This is a genomic window from Vibrio casei (assembly GCF_002218025.2).
Lineage (GTDB): Bacteria > Pseudomonadota > Gammaproteobacteria > Enterobacterales > Vibrionaceae > Vibrio > Vibrio casei.
Genome location: NZ_AP018681.1, coordinates 83,133 through 99,654 on the forward strand (window position 1 = coordinate 83,133; position 16,522 = coordinate 99,654).

Genomic DNA, 16,522 nt, shown 5'->3' on the forward strand with positions numbered 1-16,522 from the left:
GTGACAAGTGATTACTGATAAGTAATAGAAACAGGGATAAGTGAGGTAAATATGACGCTCTCGGTAATGAAAGTGAAGCCAGGTTCCTCGGGGAAAAAAGTGCTGTGGATTATGCTACTTATTTTTGCTTTGCCTATTATTGCGGCTCAATTGATTTTATGGCAACACTGGTATCAAACTGGAGTGACTAATAAAGGTGTTTTGATCAGCCCGACACTTCATTATGAGGATATGGGGATGGATAATCCGGCACCTCAACGTTGGCAAGTTGCTTACATTTTGCCTACGCATTGCGAGGAAGTATGCCGAGAGCAGCTTTATTTACTGCAACAATCGTATATTGCGTTAGGAAAAGACCAACCACGAGTGGTCAATGTTGTTATTGTCCAACCTGATAGCGACCAGTCGGTTTTACGGGAAGGCGATGGATTACTCAATGGGGTTATTACGATTCTAGCTCGGCAACCCAATGAGGCGATTCAAGCATTTAATTTTGTGGTGATTGATCCACTTGGACAATGGGTCATGCGCTATCCAAGCCACCAACAGATAGACAAACTGCCCGGTGAAAGTAAAGATCGATTAAGTGATTTGCGAAAACTGCTTACTTTGTCCAGAGTGGGGTAATGGAGAGCGTATGAAGGCAGCATCAACATTAATTTGGCTAGTCAGAATCAGTCTCGCTTTAACGTTAGTGGTGATTGTGTTGGGAGCCTATACTCGAATATCAGATGCAGGATTAGGCTGCCCTGATTGGCCTGGGTGCTTTGGTCATCTCACCGTTCCCACTCAAAATCATGAGATTGTACGTGCCACTACTTTATTCCCACAACACGATATTGAACCTCATAAGGCGTGGTTAGAAATGATTCATCGCTACGTTGCCGGTACGTTGGGTTTACTGATTGCTGCAATATTGGTTTTGAGTTTTAAAGTACCGAATGTTTCTAAAGTTTGGCCTTGTGTATTGTCGGTCGTCGTCATTTTTCAAGCCGCATTGGGCATGTGGACGGTGACATTAAAATTAATGCCAATCATTGTGATGCTCCATTTATTAGGGGGTTTTGCGTTGTTGTGTTTGTTGTTGGTGTTTTATTTATTAATGAAGCCACATTCATGGTTAGCAGCAGAGGCGACGGATCATTTGGGTTTAGATGCGAAGTTGAACACTAGGCATGGCGCGCGATGGGCTTTATCTTTACACCGTGCCGCTTGGATCGGATGTGGTGTCTTGGTTGTGCAAATCATGCTTGGCGGTTGGACATCATCAAATTATGCGGCCTTAGTTTGTACTTCTTTCCCTATTTGTAATGGCAATTGGTGGCAATCGCTCAATATTAATGGTGCGTTCACTATTTTTCAGCAACCTTTATTAATCAACAATGACAGCTACGAATATGGCGTTTTGGATTATTCCTCTCGTATGACAATTCATATTATGCACCGAATAGGAGCCGTATTTACCGCATTCACTTTATTATGGTTGGCATACCGAGTGCTCGTGAATAAGATTCATCCTGTTCTTAACGTTGCCGGAATGGCTTTGATCATGCAGGTTTTTATACAAATTGGTTTAGGGATCACAAATGTCATGCTCCAATTGCCAGTTATTTTAGCGGTCGCCCACAACTTGGTCGCGGCACTGCTATTGTTAAATGTAGTATTTATATGCGTTGGGTTACGTTTATGTTTGCTGGAACCTCTTATGAGAGAGCGTTGTTCTTCATTATTAATCCATCGCCGATCATCGACGTACGCTGTTGTTCGCAGTAAAGTTGCCAGTCGAAAAATGTCGCATATAAGAGAGTAAAGTAGATTGGGTCAACCATGGTTTTCCTACCTATCGAGCTTTATGGTTGGATAAACACAGCTTATTTTGATCCGTTAGGAGGGTAACAAATGCCAAAGTCTAATGTGATTCCCTTTCCGGCGAAACCAAGCCGAAACAGTGAGCCAACCACCACGTCAAGGTTAGCAGTTCAGGCTAGGCCTGCGAGTGAGTATCAAACGTATTCACAGACTAATGAATCGACAGCTCCTCCAGAGAAAGAGCTGATTATTCAAGAGCCACTCAATAAGGCCTATTGGTTAAAGCAAGCGCGTTTGTATTACTCTTTGACTAAACCTAAAGTCGTTATGTTGATGTTATTAACCGCCTTAGTCGGAATGTGTTTATCGACGGAGGGCAAGTTACCTTTACAACCATTAGTCTTGGGCTTGTGGGGAATTGGTTTAATGGCGGGTTCTGCCGCAGCGTTAAATCACCTGATCGATAGGCGTATTGATGGTTTAATGATGCGAACGCAACATCGACCGTTACCTTCAGGGCAAATGCAAAGCTGGAAAGTTCTAACGTTCGCGAGTGTAATCGGCGCGATTGGATTTCTCAGTTTGTTTTTTGGTGTGAATGGATTAACGGCATGGCTTACCTTTGCCAGCCTCATTGGTTATGCGGTGATTTATACTTTGTATTTAAAACGTGCAACCCCACAAAACATTGTTATTGCTGGTATTGCCGGTGCGATGCCGCCATTACTGGGTTGGACCGCAATAACTAACGAACTGCACGCCCATGCATGGTTATTAGTGATGATCATTTTTATTTGGACTCCTCCGCATTTTTGGGCATTAGCCATTCATCGTAAAGACGAATATGCCAAAGCTGATATTCCTATGTTGCCAGTAACACATGGAGTGGAGTTTACCAAAACGAGTGTTCTGCTCTACACCATATTACTTGGTCTTATCTGCTTCTTACCCGTTTTGATTGGCATGAGTGGTACGGTTTACGCTGTAATCAGCACCCTACTTTCGATTGGTTTTATCTATAAAGCGTGTGAGTTGAAATATTTTCCTAAGCTGAACAGCGCGATGGAAACGTTCAAATTTTCGATATATCACTTAATGGGGTTATTTGTGGCTTTGCTGGTGGATCATTATGTTTTGATATGATGTTTCAATAAGATAGGCTACCTTAGTATTACGTAGTTTAGGGTTACATAGTTTAGTTTTATCATGTTTATTTTTATTATTTAGGAATGGATACAACAATGAAAAGTTTTGGGTCAGGTTTTAACAATTTTTTCGTCGGTTTGTTTTGAAGGTACTCCTGATTTACCAATGGGGCATGAAGGTATCAAGGCATTTCATCAAGTAGATAGCTGTGAAAATATGGTGATGATGTGCTTAGCTGAAAATCAATTGAATTTTGAAGGCTTACCAACGATGAGTGCTTTCATTAAAGATGCGGCGCCAATTCAAGATTATGTTGCGCGCGCATCTGATGACAGTGCGGTCATATTATATACCTCCGGTACCACTGGATTAGCTAAAGGGGCCGAATTAACCCAAAGCAATATCATTACTAACGCTCTTGTCGCTCAAAATATTATTGGTCTAAATAGTGACGACATCAATATGGCAACCTTACCGTTATTTCATACCTTTGGGCAAACGGTGAATATGAATACAACGGTATTGTGTGGGGGGACGATGTTGCTGGTTCCTCGGTTTGAACCTGGCACAGTATTACGTTTGATTGAAAAACATAAAGTGACGATCTTTGCTGGGGTTCCAACGATGTATATTGCCCTTTTGCATACTAAACAAGATGCCGACATTCGTAGTTTAAAGGTTGGAGTCAGTGGTGGTGCATCAATGCCCGGTGAAGTGATCAAAAACTTTGAGAAGAAATTTGGTGTGCCGATATTAGAAGGCTACGGTCTTTCGGAAACGAGTCCGATAGTTTGTTTTAATCATTTAGATGCTGAACGTTTTGTTGGCTCTGTTGGCCAAGCGATTCAGGGCGTTGAGGTACGTTTAGTCGATCTAGAAGATAATCCAGTGGAAACGGGTGAAGAGGGAGAAATCATCGTTCGTGGCCATAATGTGATGAAAGGGTATATTAACCGACCTGAAGAGACGACATCTGCTATGAAAAATGGTTGGTTTTATACCGGCGATATTGCACGACAAGATGAGCTGGGCAATATTTTCATAGTTGATCGAGTCAAAGATATGATTATTCGAGGTGGTTTTAATGTATACCCACGCGAAGTTGAAGAAGTATTTATGACACACCCTGCGGTCTCTATGGTGGCGGTTATTGGTATTCCTCACGAAGAATATGGCGAAGAAATCAAAGCTTATGTGGTGCTGAAAGAAGACCAATTTATTGAGGCGGATGAACTGCAAGCTTGGGGTAAAGAACAATGTGCAGCTTATAAATACCCACGTAAGGTAGAAATACGAGAAGCTTTACCTATTAGTGCTACAGGTAAGATTTTGAAGAAAGATTTAAAAGCTGAATTTAAGGCTTAATAACACCAATCTTGTTTATAAAAAGAAGTCTTATTGGGCTTCTTTTCTTATTTTAATTTGTTGTTCAAGCCACTCTGTAAAAGCTTTAAACCGTGGTCGATATTCCATTCCTTTGGGGCAAATTAAAATATAACTCATGCCTGACTGAACGTGTTTAAAAGGCGTAATTAGTTCACCTTTATCAAGATAAGGTTGGATCAGAGCAAGCCTTCCTATCCCTATTCCCATGTGGTTTTTTATAGCAGAAACGGACGTTTCGCCGTGATTAAAGACGTAGTAATTTTCATGGGGTTTAAACGATAGTTTTTGCTGCTCAAACCACAAGCGCCATTCATAATCAAAGTTCGCATAATCAATCGATTCAGTGCAATGGATTAATTGGATATTTTCAAGCTGCTGAATTTCACCCGTTAAGCCATGCTTTTTTGCAAATTCTGGTGTACACACTGGCGTTAACACTTCTTCCATTAAGACTTTATTGTACATATCGGAATGTGTTCGATGGCTGTAATAAATCGCCAGATCCACGGGTTCGTGCTTGAAATCAAGTGGGCTGGCTTTTACCCGAATTTTAAGGTTTAGGTTAGGGTAGAGATCTTGAAATTGATTCAGCCTTGGCATTAACCACGATTCCGCGAATGTTGGTGCAATACCAATATACAATTCTCCTCGTAATTCATTGAATTTAATGTCATCAATATCCGAAAAAATTGCAGCAAATGAGTGGTTAACCGTTTCGTATAAACGCTTACCCTCATCGGTTAGTTCCAACTTTCTGGTAAGGCGCACAAATAGTGAAAACCCTAGTTGTTCTTCAAGTTGCTTAATGCGCTGACTGATCGCTCCTTGTGTTAGGTTTAACTGTTCCGCTGCTTGGGTGAAACTGAGTGATTTGGCCGCTATATTGAACATATATAAATTAGTCACGGCTTGCTGTTTATGTTCCATTTTATACCTGTGGATTAGTAGAGCTAATTCATAGTGTAGGATAAATGGTTTGTTGAGGTTATTTCAATACGTTTTAATCAGAACATCTTATGTATCGTGTTATCACTAATTTAAAGGAGACAAAAATGGCGTTTCGTTTTCCTAACGATTTTTTATGGGGTGGCGCGACGGCGGCTAACCAAATTGAAGGTTCTAATACTACCGATGGTAAAGGGCTCTCTACCTCTGATGTGCAACCCTTTGGTTCGTTTGGTGAATTAATTCCTCGTCATGGAGGAGACTTCAATATTAAGGATATCGCTATCGACTTTTATCATCGATACCCTGAAGATATTAAGCTGATGTCTGAGATGGGCTTTAGTTGTTTTCGATTATCAATTGCTTGGAGTCGTATTTTTCCGCAAGGTGATGAGCTTCAACCCAATGATGCAGGTTTAGCTTATTACGATAAAATTTTTGATGAGCTGAGAAAATATAACATCACGCCATTAGTGACGCTTTCTCATTATGAAATGCCGCTGTATTTAGCCGAGCATTATCAAGGTTGGACAAGCCGCGATGTGATCGCTTTTTTTGAACGTTATGCTAGGGTGGTGTTTCAACGTTATGGTGATCGCGTTAAGCATTGGCTGACGTTTAACGAGATTAACGTGACTTTACATGAACCCTTTACTGGTTCCGGTGTGCCGCGTGGCAGTAGCCCTCAGCAATTGTATCAAGCGATTCATCATCAACTCGTTGCGAGTGCTAAAGCGGTAAAAGCTTGTCATGAAATGGTGCCCAATGCTCAAATTGGTAATATGATGTTAGGGGCGATTCAATATCCACTTACTAGTCATCCTGATGATGTGTTTGAAGCGCTAGAGCGTAATCGCGATTGGTTATTTTTTGGTGATGTTCAGGCTCGTGGCTATTACCCAAGTTACATGAAACGTAAATTCCGTGAATTGTCAATTACACTTAATATCACGGAAGATGACGTTCAATCTCTGAAAGAAACCATAGATTTTGTGTCATTTAGTTATTACATGACAGGCTGCGTGACGACTCAAAAAACCAATATGACCATGATGGATGAGTCCATGTTCAAAATGGGAGGGAATCCTTACCTAGAATCGACAGATTGGGGTTGGCAGATTGATCCAAAAGGCTTACGTATTGTATTAAATGAGCTATATGATCGTTATCAAAAGCCGTTGTTTATTGTTGAGAATGGTTTGGGGGCGGTTGATGTGCCTAATGAGAATGGCGATATAGAAGACAACTATCGAATTCAATATTTGAATGATCATCTTTATCAAGTCGGTGAAGCGTTGCAAGATGGCGTAGAGATCATGGGTTATACCAGTTGGGGGCCTATTGATTTAGTGAGCGCTTCCACGGCTCAAATGTCTAAGCGTTATGGTTTTATTCATGTAGATCGTGATGACCAAGGCAATGGCAGCTTAGCGCGCAAACCGAAGAAGAGTTTCTATTGGTATAAAGATATTATTGAATCACAAGGTGAGGGTTTGGTCGCACCGAAGCAATAATCTAAACTTCATATTTTTCCCCTACTAAATGAAGATGAAATGTCGGCACCTATCATGCTGTTAAAGCGTGATAAGGTGCCACAACCTCTTTTAATCGATAGGCTAACTCTCGGCATTCTTCTTCAGTTTTAATATTTGTAAAACTTAATATTAAACAAGGAGGAACAGGGCGTGATGACCATTGAGATAAGGCTTGAGCGTACAGTCCGGTTTCGATCATTTTCTGAGAAAGAGCGACATCATCAATATTAGAATTCTTTAAGGTCACCAACATATTCATCCCACCGGGTTGGGGCTCAACCGATATTTTGTCGCCAAGAACGTCATTAAAAACTTTGGCGGTAAGCTCTAAGCGATCTCGATAGAGCTTTCTCATGCGTTGAATATGGCGAGACAAGTGGCCTTCTTGCATGAAAGCCAAAATAGAGCTTTGTATCAACCCTGAAACATTCCCCGCATAGAGTTCTGAACATTGTTCAAAGTCCGGTACTTTACTCGTCGGTACGACTATATAGGCCACTCTTAAACTAGGAAATAGGACTTTGCTGAATGTGCCAGAGTAAATAACTCGTTCTTGAGTATCTAAGCTTTTGAGGGCTGGTAAAGGAAGCCCTGAGTGGCGGTATTCCCCATCGTAATCATCTTCAATGATCCATCCTTGCTTTTTATTTGCCCAATCTAACAGCTCTTGCCTACGCTGTAGGGATAACGAGACACAAGTTGGGCTTTGATGGGCAGGTGTTACAATCACCGCGTCAGCGTGAAGGTTATGGGGTATTTTTACACCTTCTGCATCTACCGGCATGGCGACCGGATTAAAATGATTGTTCGTTAATATGTGTCTGGTGAGTGGATAGCAAGGGTCTTCAACCCCAATGTGTGCATGTTTTTTTAAAAGGACGTTAGTGATCCAGTTAATTGAATTGACATAACCGGACGTGATAAAAACTTGCGTGGGTTGGCACTGTACACCGCGTGAAAGTTGTAGGTATTGTGCGAGCGCGATCCTGAGTTGAGGAAGACCATATAAAGAGGGGTAGGCGAGATCCTCCATATTGATATGTCTTGCTGATCGCGCTGCCATTCTGGACCATATTTGGCGAGGAAAAGCATCTAAAGCAGGGAGCCCTAACTGAAATGGTAATAGATCTGCATTTTCTATTTTTGCATTGAATCCAGGTTGGCGAGTATAGACTTTTTGTTTGGTCACTTTGGATAAATCACGTAAGTTGTCACTGACACGTGTACCCGATTGACCTTGTGATTCTATGTACCCTTCTGCTTTTAACCGAGCGTAACCTTCTTCTACTGTACCGCGGGCAATGCCCATTTCTTTCGCCAGAATTCGAGCTGATGGTATTCGCTCTCCTGGTTTTAATATGCCTTGTAAAATGGCGGAATGGATGCGCTGATACACTTGCTTATAAGCGGGTACTTTATTGATGGGTTTTTCCATTTTAAATATGGTCCATAAAAATAGTTAATTTATGGCTCTTATTGTGAGCCATATCTATTTGTATCATGCCAGTCTTGGTGATCAAACATAAAACTTAAACAAGCTTCCCTTGAGAGAGAAAACATGAATGTTTTGCTGATTAACAGTAGCCCTCAACAACAAAATGCGTCGACTTATTGTGTTGCTAAAACACTGCTTGAACAATGGTCTCAGGATAATGAGGTGTTATTACAAGAAATCAATGTTACGACCATTCCTCATGTAGACAGTGCCTATGCGACAGCTTTAGGTTCTATTCATGGCGAGCATGATGAAAGCGTGGGAAGTTTAGCGTTGTCTAATCAATTAATTACGTCACTGGATTTTGCCGACGTAGTCATCATTACTTCCCCTATGCATAACTATTCGGTGCCTTCTGGATTAAAAAACTGGATCGATCATGTGGTGAGAGTCGGAAAAACATTTAACGTTAGCTCAACGGGTAAGCATGGGTTATTGCGTGATAAGCCAGTCTATATTCTTATTTCATCTGGTGGCGCTTTTTCTAGCCAAGAGGCTTATCAACCGGATTTTTTCACGCCTTATATGAAGGAAGTACTAGCAACAATTGGTCTTAATAATGTGGTCTTTTTTTCAGTTGAAGGGACGGTTGGCCACTCTAATGAAATACACCAAAAAATTGAAGCGGTGCAAACTGAAATACGAACTTACCTGCGGACTATTTGAATATTACTTAATTCACGGCCTTCTCATCTGATTCGCACTCAAAGTAGAGGGTTTTAATTTTTTTAAAAATAATAGGAAGATTGTTATGACATTATATTTTATTCGTGTGATGAAAGCGCCATTGGTCGCGCTTTTATGTTTATTTTCATTAGCACAATATGCACATGCTGAAGATGATTATTCTGCCGATGGTGAGCGTCGTGCCAAATCGGCTGGTGAGTCATTAGTGGGCACTCCAGCGCCACAAATGAAAATCACCACCATTGATGGCAAAACGATCGATCTTGTTCAAGTGTATGGGAAAAAACCGGTTTATATTAAATTTTGGGCAACGTGGTGTGTGCCATGTCGTGAACAAATGCCGGGCTTTGAAGAGATCTATAAAAAATATGGCGATAAAGTACAAGTAATCGCAGTAAATACCGGCATTAGCGATAATCTTGCATCAGTCACTACGTTTCGTAAAAAAATGGGCCTTACCATGCCAATTACGATTGATGATGGCAAGTTAGCGCGTGCATTTCATCTACGTGTGACACCGCAACATTTATTGGTTGATAAAAATGGTAAGTTCGCCTATTTCGGCCATATGGATGATAAAGAATTCCATCAAGCATTGGATAAAGTAGTCGCAGAAAAATCCAATGGTAAGCCGTTAAATAACCCAACGTTTGTGCCAAAAGATTCGGGTTATAAAGTGGGTGATACGGTGCCAGATTTGGCCTTTTCTACCATTGATGACAAAGCCGTAGATTTTAAATTCAACGCGCCTAATAGTAAAAAAGTTGGCGTCGTATTTTTTGGTCCTTGGTGTGAATGGTATTTAGAAGACACTGAGCCGAAAACATCGAAAGCTTGTACTCAAGTGCGTGAGCTATTAGAGAAAAAATCGAAAGCTTCAAGCATTGAATGGGTAACCGTTTCAACTAATTTATGGTCATCGATTGCTGATCTACAAGATTACCGTAAGAGTTATGGCACCACGCTGCCAATCGTATTTGATAATGATGGTGAGTTATTCAAACAATTTGGTGTCAATCAAGTGCCAACCATTACGCTGATTGAGCCAAATGGTAAAGTGAGCCTGAAATCTTCGATTCAAGATGATGATTTCCAAGCAACGTTAGAGAGAATTTCAAAGTTTAAATAAATAGTTATTATTTGAAATTTTTGCTTGAAGTACTGTTTTAGTGAAGCTGCTTTTTGATGAAGTATGGTGTATGGCGTACTTTTCTTAAAAAGACAGCTTCATTTATTTAGAAGAACTATTTAGTAATCGAGATAAGACATGATGAGAAGTATGAAACGTTTTGTTCAATTAGTGTTGTTTAGTGCTAGCTTGATATGCGCATCACAAGCGCTCGCTAACCAACAAGGTAATAACCCTAGTCTTATCTCGATTTCTATTCAATCGGAATCCAATCAACCAGCGGCCGGGAGTACGGAACCACTCGCGATCACCATGATCCCAAAAGAAGGTTGGCATGGTTACTGGAAAAATCCCGGAGATGCCGGTTTCCCAACCAGCTTTAATTGGACGCTGCCAAAAGGCGTGAGTATTGGAGAGATTCAATATCCGGCGCCAAGTCAGTTGGTGACCAGTGATATTATGAATTACATTTATCACGGCGAATATGCCTTATTGGCCACTTTAGTGGTTGATAAAAGTGTTCCACAAGGCTCGAAATTACCGATTAAACTGGGTATTAGTTATTTAGTTTGTAACCCACAAACCTGTTTGCCTGAACAACAAACAATTGAAAAAACACTCACCGTGGGTGATGGAAAAGTCACTCCAGAAAGCCAAAAGATTTTTAACCAATGGCGTCAAAAATTGCCAAAGCCCTTGGATGCAAAAGGTCAGTTTTCAGTTGAAGATGACAAATTTACCTTATCTTTACCGTTACCAAGTTCCATCCAAATTAGCAAAGCTCATGTCTATCCTCTCATTAACAATACGATTGTGAATAATGCTAAACAAGCGTTAGCTCATAATGGCGATGTGTTAACGATGCAGACTCAAGTGGGCGAAGAAAAGAGTGACGTATTCAACGGTGTTCTGGTTTTAGATAATGGTATCTCACTATCTTTTGAGGCGAGTAAAACGCAACATATCGCTTTTACACCGAGCCAGCATTCTGATGATAGTAATGTTTCTCGTGAGCAAGGTTCTAATAGCAGTACATGGTTGATTGGCTTGGCGGCCTTGTTAGGGGCAATTGTTGGAGGCTTACTGCTTAATATTATGCCGTGTGTTTTTCCGATTCTAAGTTTGAAAATTTTAAGCCTTTCTCATCAAGGATCTGAAAAGCAAGCTAAAGTAGGTTCAGTTGCTTATACCTTAGGTGCGGTGCTGGTATGTGTCATATTAGGTGGCGTGATTTTAGGTTTGCGCTCACTTGGTCACCAAGTTGGTTGGGCATTCCAATTGCAAAGCCCTGCAGTTATTGCAGGATTGATCGTTTTAATGAGCGCAATAGGTTTTAACTTAGCCGGTTTGTTTGAAATCGGGACATTAACCTCAGGCTCTCGCTTACAAGACCAAAAAGGTCCAATGGGTGATTTTTGGACGGGCGTTTTAGCGGCATTCATTGCCACGCCTTGCACTGGGCCCTTTATGGCAACTGCATTAGGCGCCGCCTTAGTTCTTCCTATTGGAATTGCCTTCATTATCTTTGCGGGCCTAGGTTTTGGGATGGCACTGCCATTTTTATTAGTGGGCTTTATTCCTGCGCTGCGGACTCGTTTGCCAAAGCCGGGCGCATGGATGATCACCGCCAGACGTATTTTGTCTCTGCCTATGTTTGTTACCGTGTTGGGATTGGTATGGATTTTAATGCGACAAGCTAATAATGATTTTGTGTTGTTGGTGTTAGCGGCCACTATGCTGTCTACTTTTGGCTTATGGCTGACGGGATTATGGCAACATTCACAACATAAAGGAAAATGGTGGCCTGCATTATTGCTGACTTTGATGCCATTTTTGGCTGTAGTTTATGGCGTACCAAGTGCGTTATCTACTTCATCAATATCGCAAAAAACTGATTTAACGACCGTTGTTTTTAATCAAGAGAAGCTAAATGAATTGCGATCTCAGGGCGATGTATTTGTGTATTTCACTGCCGATTGGTGCTTAACCTGTAAAGTGAATGAGAAAACATCGATTGATCGTGAAGAGGTGCAAGCAGCATTGAAGCAAAACAATGTAGTCACCATGGTCGGTGATTGGACCAATGGCGATAGCGAGATCACGGCATTTTTATCACAACATAATCGCTCCGGTGTGCCTTTGTATTTATGGTATAAAAAAGGGGTTGATGAACCGATTGTGTTGCCACAAATTTTGTCGCCATCTACATTGCTGGGACAAGCGACGAATTGAAAAAGCGTAAAGCAGAATAGGTAAATGATAGGCAGTCCAATAGGCACGATAAGGTGCCTATTGGGTTTATCGAGATCTGCGTCGATTACTCACGACATTCTTCTAATGCTTGCCATGCACCTCCATTGTTTTCTTGTGGAATCTCATTGTAAGACCACCATTTCGCTTTCCATTCAAACCCTTGATACTGAACGGTTTCATTATTCATATAAGCGGTGTCTTTTTTCCATATTACGGCACGACATTTGGCTGGTAAAGCTTGAGGATTTTCCATCCAATTCACTAGTTCTAAATGGCTGACAATACGTACATCCGGTTTTGATAATGCGTAATCTAAAAATGCTTCAAGTGCTTGGCGACGTTCTGCTGCGGAAGATGAGGTTGGCGCCCATTGATCCATTTGCTCATCATAATGAGTCGAGTGAGCAAGAAAGGTCATGGGAGCTTTATTGCCAGCAAGGCGCTTATCCAAGTTATATTTTAAAATAGCTAAGACATCAGGCCCGCTTAATCCTGCCATATAAAATAAGTTGTAGTCACCCGACTCAATTTTGCCCGATTGGGTATCAAACCAGCTCATCTTTTCTAGTATTTTTGAACGCAGTGAATAATGGATGCCGTATTGTTTGGCCGTTGCATCATCTGGCACGGTAAACGCATAAACGGGCACTTCCCATAATCCAGCATGTTGCGTTACTGGTGGCTTAATCCCCCAACTAGCAACAATATCTGCGCCCGGGCTGCCGTTGTCTAATGTGTAAGGCCAATATTGATTACCTGCGTGATGAGTAGCGTCATAACCTTCTGCAATACTGGCATCGTATTTAAAACCCGCTTGGTTTAAGTAAGCCAACAAGGCATCGTTATATTCTAAATACGGAGAGCGAAACCCAACGGCTTTGGCATTAATGCCATCGTCATTTGATGGAAACTCTGGATCAATTTGCTCGAAAGGTTTATTCATTGCGCTCTGACAAGCATCGACTTGTTCTTGCCATTGTGCTTCGGTAAAGTCTAATCCGTGCCAATGGTTAAGAGTATGGTTTCCCATTTCATGCCCAAGTAGGTTGGCTTGATACCACGTTTCTTTTACATGTCCTGTATTCGTGCTTTGTTCGTTGTTGATTAAAATGGCTTCGCAAGTATTAAAAAAGGTGGTGTGGATAGATTGCCCATCAAAAGTGCCTGAATGCCCATTTCCTTGGGGATTACTTCTTTTTCCCCATTGGTTTAATACCCAGTTTTGTCCATCGACTAATGTATTGTCGTCAAAGGCTATTGCGATAAATTGCGGTGCATTTTCAATGGCAATACTGGCGGGTGGAAGTTGCGATGGGGCAACGTTAGCGGCGTAAGCATTGATTGATATAACAGCCAGGCTCAGGGAAAAAATTATACTGTGCTTTAACATCATCATTCCTTGTTTTGTTAAATAAAATCGAAGTAATGATAGAAGTGATCAAAAGTAGATGTGCGTTAAGGCAAAGAAATGGAATCGATAAAACATTTAACGTGTAAGTGAGTAATTTGTTAGTTTCGAGGCGATACTAAAGGCAGCATGAGAATGGTTAGAGTCAGAATGTTAGATTAGGAAGGCTATGTTAGCCTTCCTAGAACTAATGTGATGGTATCGGCGTTTATATCACCATGGGTAAGACCGAAGCGGCGAGCAATCCAGACATTGAATAGTTAAACCATTTTACTCGCTGAGGGCTACTGAGCCAGATTTGCAGTTTTTGCCCAGCGTATGTCCACAAACTCACTGATGGAATATTCACCAAAGCAAACATTAATGAAACGATAGCAATACCTTGCCAATTTGCCATGGTGTTGTACACACTCACCGCTGTGATCGCCATAGTCCATGCTTTCGGGTTTACCCATTGAAAGTTAGCGGCTGAAAGAAAACTCATGGGTTGATAAATCGTTTCATTATCACTGGGCTGTGAGCGAGCGATTTTCCACGCAAGATAAAATAAATAAGCAATACAAACGATATTCAAGATCTGGTGCAATATAGGGTAAAGAGAAAATACATTCATTAACCCCACTCCGACTAACACCACCATAAAGCTAAACCCAAAGGTAACGCCAAGCATATGAGGGATCGTACGTAAGAATCCAATATTCGCTCCAGAGGTCATTAACATAATATTATTTGGCCCAGGAGAGGCAGTTGATACCAATACAAACGTAAATAAAGCGAAAAGTTGTTGTAGTTCCATGTTGTTCTTCCGTCATGTTGAATTCTTCTTGTATGTTATGACGATTTTGACTACATTTTATGTCTATTTAATGTGTTAATAAGGCTAATTAAGCAAGAATATTTCATTATGGATAAATTTGAAGAGAGAATATTGCAAGAGCTTCAAGCTGATGGTCGTTTATCCAATGTGGAGCTAGCAGAACGCATTGGGCTTTCGCCATCCGCCACACTTCGCCGTGTGCAAGAATTGGAACGCAGTGGCGTAATAAAAGGCTATCGAGCCGTTTTAGATTCTGAAAAACTAGGAATAGGCTTTGTGGCGTATGTGTCGATTGGTTTATCGGATCATAGCCAAAAATCACAACGTGGTTTTGAGGAGCATGTTGAGCTGGCAAAGGAAGTTACGGAATGCCACAACATTACGGGCGCAAACGAATATTTATTGCGAGTGGAAACCAAAGATTTAAGCCGCTATAAACGTTTTCACTCCGAAGTGTTAGGTGAAATTCCCCAAGTAAATTCGATTACCACTTTGGTAGTGATGGATTCACCGAAAGATAACCGTTAAACGGTATAATGATGTCATTCCTGAAACGAGGAACGTGTTATCTGGAATCTATTTCTTGCATTTACGAATGATAAGCTCCTTGTCTCTTTTTTATTGTATTTTTTATCAACATCAATCAACCACTACCATTTGTATTTTTCGGCTCATGGTTAGAATGCTAATCATGACCAAGGTACTCATTAAATAAAACATGCCTAAATCGGTTTGAGTGGCGATAAAGTGACGCACTAAAAACTCGCCGAAAAACCCTGCGATACACATTTGAATAGAGCCAGAAAACGCCGATACTGCGCCCACACGATGAGGGTGAGGCTCTAAGAGCAGCGACATCGAAATAGGAAAGCTCATGCCTTGTGCGATGGTTAAAATAGTAAAGCCGATGATCAAATGCATAGTGGCTAAAGGCATCACTAATAACCAAATACCGGCAATGGCCATTAACCCAAAGGCTAAGCTCAGCAATTGAGATTTTGAACAATATCGATTAAGACGGTTAACGGTTAGGCTACCGATTAACAACCCTGCCGAAGGAATGATCATGGCTTGTCCATAATCGGATACTGTCATGCCTAATTGTTGTTGCAATAAAAAAGGCAAGACAGACAACGAGACCACCGCGCCTAAATAGCTAATCCAGTTATAACTGGCGCTCGATAATACTTGCTTGTTGGTGATGAGTTCAGTGTAGCCTTTTATGACTTTTACGGGGCTAAAGCGGCTTTTGGGGTAAGGAAGTGTTTCAGGTAATACTTTCCACCCGAGAGTGACAATGGCAATTAAATAAATTAATACGGCGGTAAATACGCTTTGCCAACCAAAGTGATAGGCCGCCCAGCCTCCAAATACGGGAGACACAATCGGCAATATTGACGCCGTAATAGAAAGGTAAGATAACGCTTTAGTGAGATCGGTACCGTTGTAACTGTCTCGTAGTACACTGCGCCCTAATACCGATGCACTCCCTGCACCTAACCCTTGTAATAAACGCCCAAACAATAAGGCATCAAAACTATTTGCCCATAAAACACAAATTAAGGTGCCGACAAGGTAAACTCCTTGCCCTAATAAAAAGACAGGGCGGCGACCTATTGCATCGGAAAGCGGGCCATAAAAGAGTTGAGATAAGCCAAAGCTAATTAAAAAGAACGTCACAATTGATTGAACTTGGGCTTGAGAGGCCGCTAAGTCGTGGCTAATGAGTGGTAAAGAAGGCAGATAAATACTCACACCAACCTGACCCGTTGCAATGATCATCATAGCGAGCAAAAGTGGTGTTTTTTTAAAGACATTGAGCGTTTTTGTTTTCATTAAGCTAGTGTACTTTGGTGAATATAAAATGATAATAGACCGAACAGGAAAGAGATTGAGTCTATTTAAGAAATAA

The 16,522-nt window shown here is 41.2% G+C and carries 14 protein-coding genes; 9 read left to right on the forward strand and 5 right to left on the reverse strand.

Translation table 11 applies throughout. From position 1 onward, the window contains the following. The first annotated feature begins 51 nt into the window (after positions 1-51). From VCASEI_RS13325 to VCASEI_RS13340, 4 genes are all read left to right on the forward strand, one after another. Entirely contained in the window at positions 52-627 is a 576-nt protein-coding gene (locus tag VCASEI_RS13325) for an SCO family protein (RefSeq protein WP_226983427.1), read from the forward strand. A gap of 10 nt (positions 628-637) precedes the next feature. After that, positions 638-1,810, forward strand: coding sequence for a COX15/CtaA family protein (locus VCASEI_RS13330; RefSeq protein WP_086959806.1), 1,173 nt, complete (start codon positions 638-640; stop codon positions 1,808-1,810). Between the two features lie 89 nt (positions 1,811-1,899). After that, on the forward strand, positions 1,900-2,952 hold the full coding sequence (gene cyoE, locus VCASEI_RS13335) for a heme o synthase (RefSeq protein ID WP_226983428.1): 1,053 nt from the start codon (positions 1,900-1,902) through the stop codon (positions 2,950-2,952). 168 nt (positions 2,953-3,120) lie between these two features. After that, positions 3,121-4,320 carry a long-chain-fatty-acid--CoA ligase gene (locus tag VCASEI_RS13340; RefSeq protein WP_226983429.1) on the forward strand — a complete coding sequence of 400 codons (1,200 nt, stop codon included), beginning with the start codon at positions 3,121-3,123 and terminating at the stop codon, positions 4,318-4,320. Positions 4,321-4,350: 30 nt separating this feature from the next. Here VCASEI_RS13340 and VCASEI_RS13345 read toward each other — a convergent pair whose 3' ends face one another. Beyond that, the gene (locus tag VCASEI_RS13345; protein WP_086959803.1) at positions 4,351-5,268 is read right to left on the reverse strand and encodes a LysR substrate-binding domain-containing protein; all 918 of its coding nucleotides are present in this window, start codon (positions 5,266-5,268) and stop codon (positions 4,351-4,353) included. Between the two features lie 125 nt (positions 5,269-5,393). On the opposite strand from VCASEI_RS13345, the gene VCASEI_RS13350 reads away from it, so the two are divergent. Then, positions 5,394-6,800: a glycoside hydrolase family 1 protein gene (locus VCASEI_RS13350; protein WP_086959802.1), complete on the forward strand. Its 1,407-nt coding sequence runs from the start codon at positions 5,394-5,396 to the stop codon at positions 6,798-6,800. 52 nt (positions 6,801-6,852) lie between these two features. Here VCASEI_RS13350 and pdxR read toward each other — a convergent pair whose 3' ends face one another. After that, on the reverse strand, positions 6,853-8,256 hold the full coding sequence (pdxR, locus tag VCASEI_RS13355; RefSeq protein WP_197709598.1) for a MocR-like pyridoxine biosynthesis transcription factor PdxR: 1,404 nt from the start codon (positions 8,254-8,256) through the stop codon (positions 6,853-6,855). A gap of 123 nt (positions 8,257-8,379) precedes the next feature. Between pdxR and VCASEI_RS13360 the strand changes: the two genes are divergently transcribed. The 3 genes from VCASEI_RS13360 (at position 8,380) to VCASEI_RS13370 (ending at position 12,364) form a co-directional block, all read left to right on the forward strand. Then, the gene (locus tag VCASEI_RS13360) at positions 8,380-8,982 is read left to right on the forward strand and encodes an FMN-dependent NADH-azoreductase (RefSeq protein WP_086959801.1); all 603 of its coding nucleotides are present in this window, start codon (positions 8,380-8,382) and stop codon (positions 8,980-8,982) included. Positions 8,983-9,067: 85 nt separating this feature from the next. Next, positions 9,068-10,132 (forward strand): TlpA family protein disulfide reductase, encoded by a 1,065-nt coding sequence (locus VCASEI_RS13365; RefSeq protein WP_086959800.1) that lies wholly within the window; start codon positions 9,068-9,070, stop codon positions 10,130-10,132. A gap of 150 nt (positions 10,133-10,282) precedes the next feature. Continuing rightward, a complete protein-coding gene (locus VCASEI_RS13370) occupies positions 10,283-12,364 on the forward strand; it encodes a protein-disulfide reductase DsbD family protein (protein WP_086959799.1) in 2,082 nt (693 codons plus the stop codon). An 85-nt stretch (positions 12,365-12,449) separates the two neighbouring features. On the opposite strand, the gene VCASEI_RS13375 is transcribed toward VCASEI_RS13370, so the two are convergent. Together VCASEI_RS13375 and VCASEI_RS13380 are read right to left on the reverse strand one after the other, a co-directional pair. Continuing rightward, complete coding sequence (locus VCASEI_RS13375; RefSeq protein WP_162621070.1) at positions 12,450-13,775, reverse strand: polysaccharide deacetylase family protein; 1,326 nt, start codon at positions 13,773-13,775, stop codon at positions 12,450-12,452. A 226-nt stretch (positions 13,776-14,001) separates the two neighbouring features. Next, positions 14,002-14,589, reverse strand: coding sequence for a LysE family translocator (locus tag VCASEI_RS13380; RefSeq protein WP_086959797.1), 588 nt, complete (start codon positions 14,587-14,589; stop codon positions 14,002-14,004). 108 nt (positions 14,590-14,697) lie between these two features. On the opposite strand from VCASEI_RS13380, the gene VCASEI_RS13385 reads away from it, so the two are divergent. Then, positions 14,698-15,138: an Lrp/AsnC family transcriptional regulator gene (locus VCASEI_RS13385; protein ID WP_086959796.1), complete on the forward strand. Its 441-nt coding sequence runs from the start codon at positions 14,698-14,700 to the stop codon at positions 15,136-15,138. A 111-nt stretch (positions 15,139-15,249) separates the two neighbouring features. Here the strand turns inward: VCASEI_RS13385 and VCASEI_RS13390 are convergent, their stop codons facing one another. Continuing rightward, the gene (locus VCASEI_RS13390; protein ID WP_086959795.1) at positions 15,250-16,446 is read right to left on the reverse strand and encodes a multidrug effflux MFS transporter; all 1,197 of its coding nucleotides are present in this window, start codon (positions 16,444-16,446) and stop codon (positions 15,250-15,252) included. Positions 16,447-16,522: the final 76 nt, after the last annotated feature.

Coding starts and splice junctions, on each gene's coding strand:
- VCASEI_RS13325 (WP_226983427.1), top strand. CDS start 52: ATGACGCTCTCGGTAATGAAAGTGAAGCCAGGTTCCTCGGGGAAAAAA.
- VCASEI_RS13330 (WP_086959806.1), top strand. CDS start 638: ATGAAGGCAGCATCAACATTAATTTGGCTAGTCAGAATCAGTCTCGCT.
- cyoE (WP_226983428.1), top strand. CDS start 1,900: ATGCCAAAGTCTAATGTGATTCCCTTTCCGGCGAAACCAAGCCGAAAC.
- VCASEI_RS13340 (WP_226983429.1), top strand. CDS start 3,121: ATGGGGCATGAAGGTATCAAGGCATTTCATCAAGTAGATAGCTGTGAA.
- VCASEI_RS13345 (WP_086959803.1), bottom strand. CDS start 5,268: ATGGAACATAAACAGCAAGCCGTGACTAATTTATATATGTTCAATATA.
- VCASEI_RS13350 (WP_086959802.1), top strand. CDS start 5,394: ATGGCGTTTCGTTTTCCTAACGATTTTTTATGGGGTGGCGCGACGGCG.
- pdxR (WP_197709598.1), bottom strand. CDS start 8,256: ATGGAAAAACCCATCAATAAAGTACCCGCTTATAAGCAAGTGTATCAG.
- VCASEI_RS13360 (WP_086959801.1), top strand. CDS start 8,380: ATGAATGTTTTGCTGATTAACAGTAGCCCTCAACAACAAAATGCGTCG.
- VCASEI_RS13365 (WP_086959800.1), top strand. CDS start 9,068: ATGACATTATATTTTATTCGTGTGATGAAAGCGCCATTGGTCGCGCTT.
- VCASEI_RS13370 (WP_086959799.1), top strand. CDS start 10,283: ATGAAACGTTTTGTTCAATTAGTGTTGTTTAGTGCTAGCTTGATATGC.
- VCASEI_RS13375 (WP_162621070.1), bottom strand. CDS start 13,775: ATGTTAAAGCACAGTATAATTTTTTCCCTGAGCCTGGCTGTTATATCA.
- VCASEI_RS13380 (WP_086959797.1), bottom strand. CDS start 14,589: ATGGAACTACAACAACTTTTCGCTTTATTTACGTTTGTATTGGTATCA.
- VCASEI_RS13385 (WP_086959796.1), top strand. CDS start 14,698: ATGGATAAATTTGAAGAGAGAATATTGCAAGAGCTTCAAGCTGATGGT.
- VCASEI_RS13390 (WP_086959795.1), bottom strand. CDS start 16,446: ATGAAAACAAAAACGCTCAATGTCTTTAAAAAAACACCACTTTTGCTC.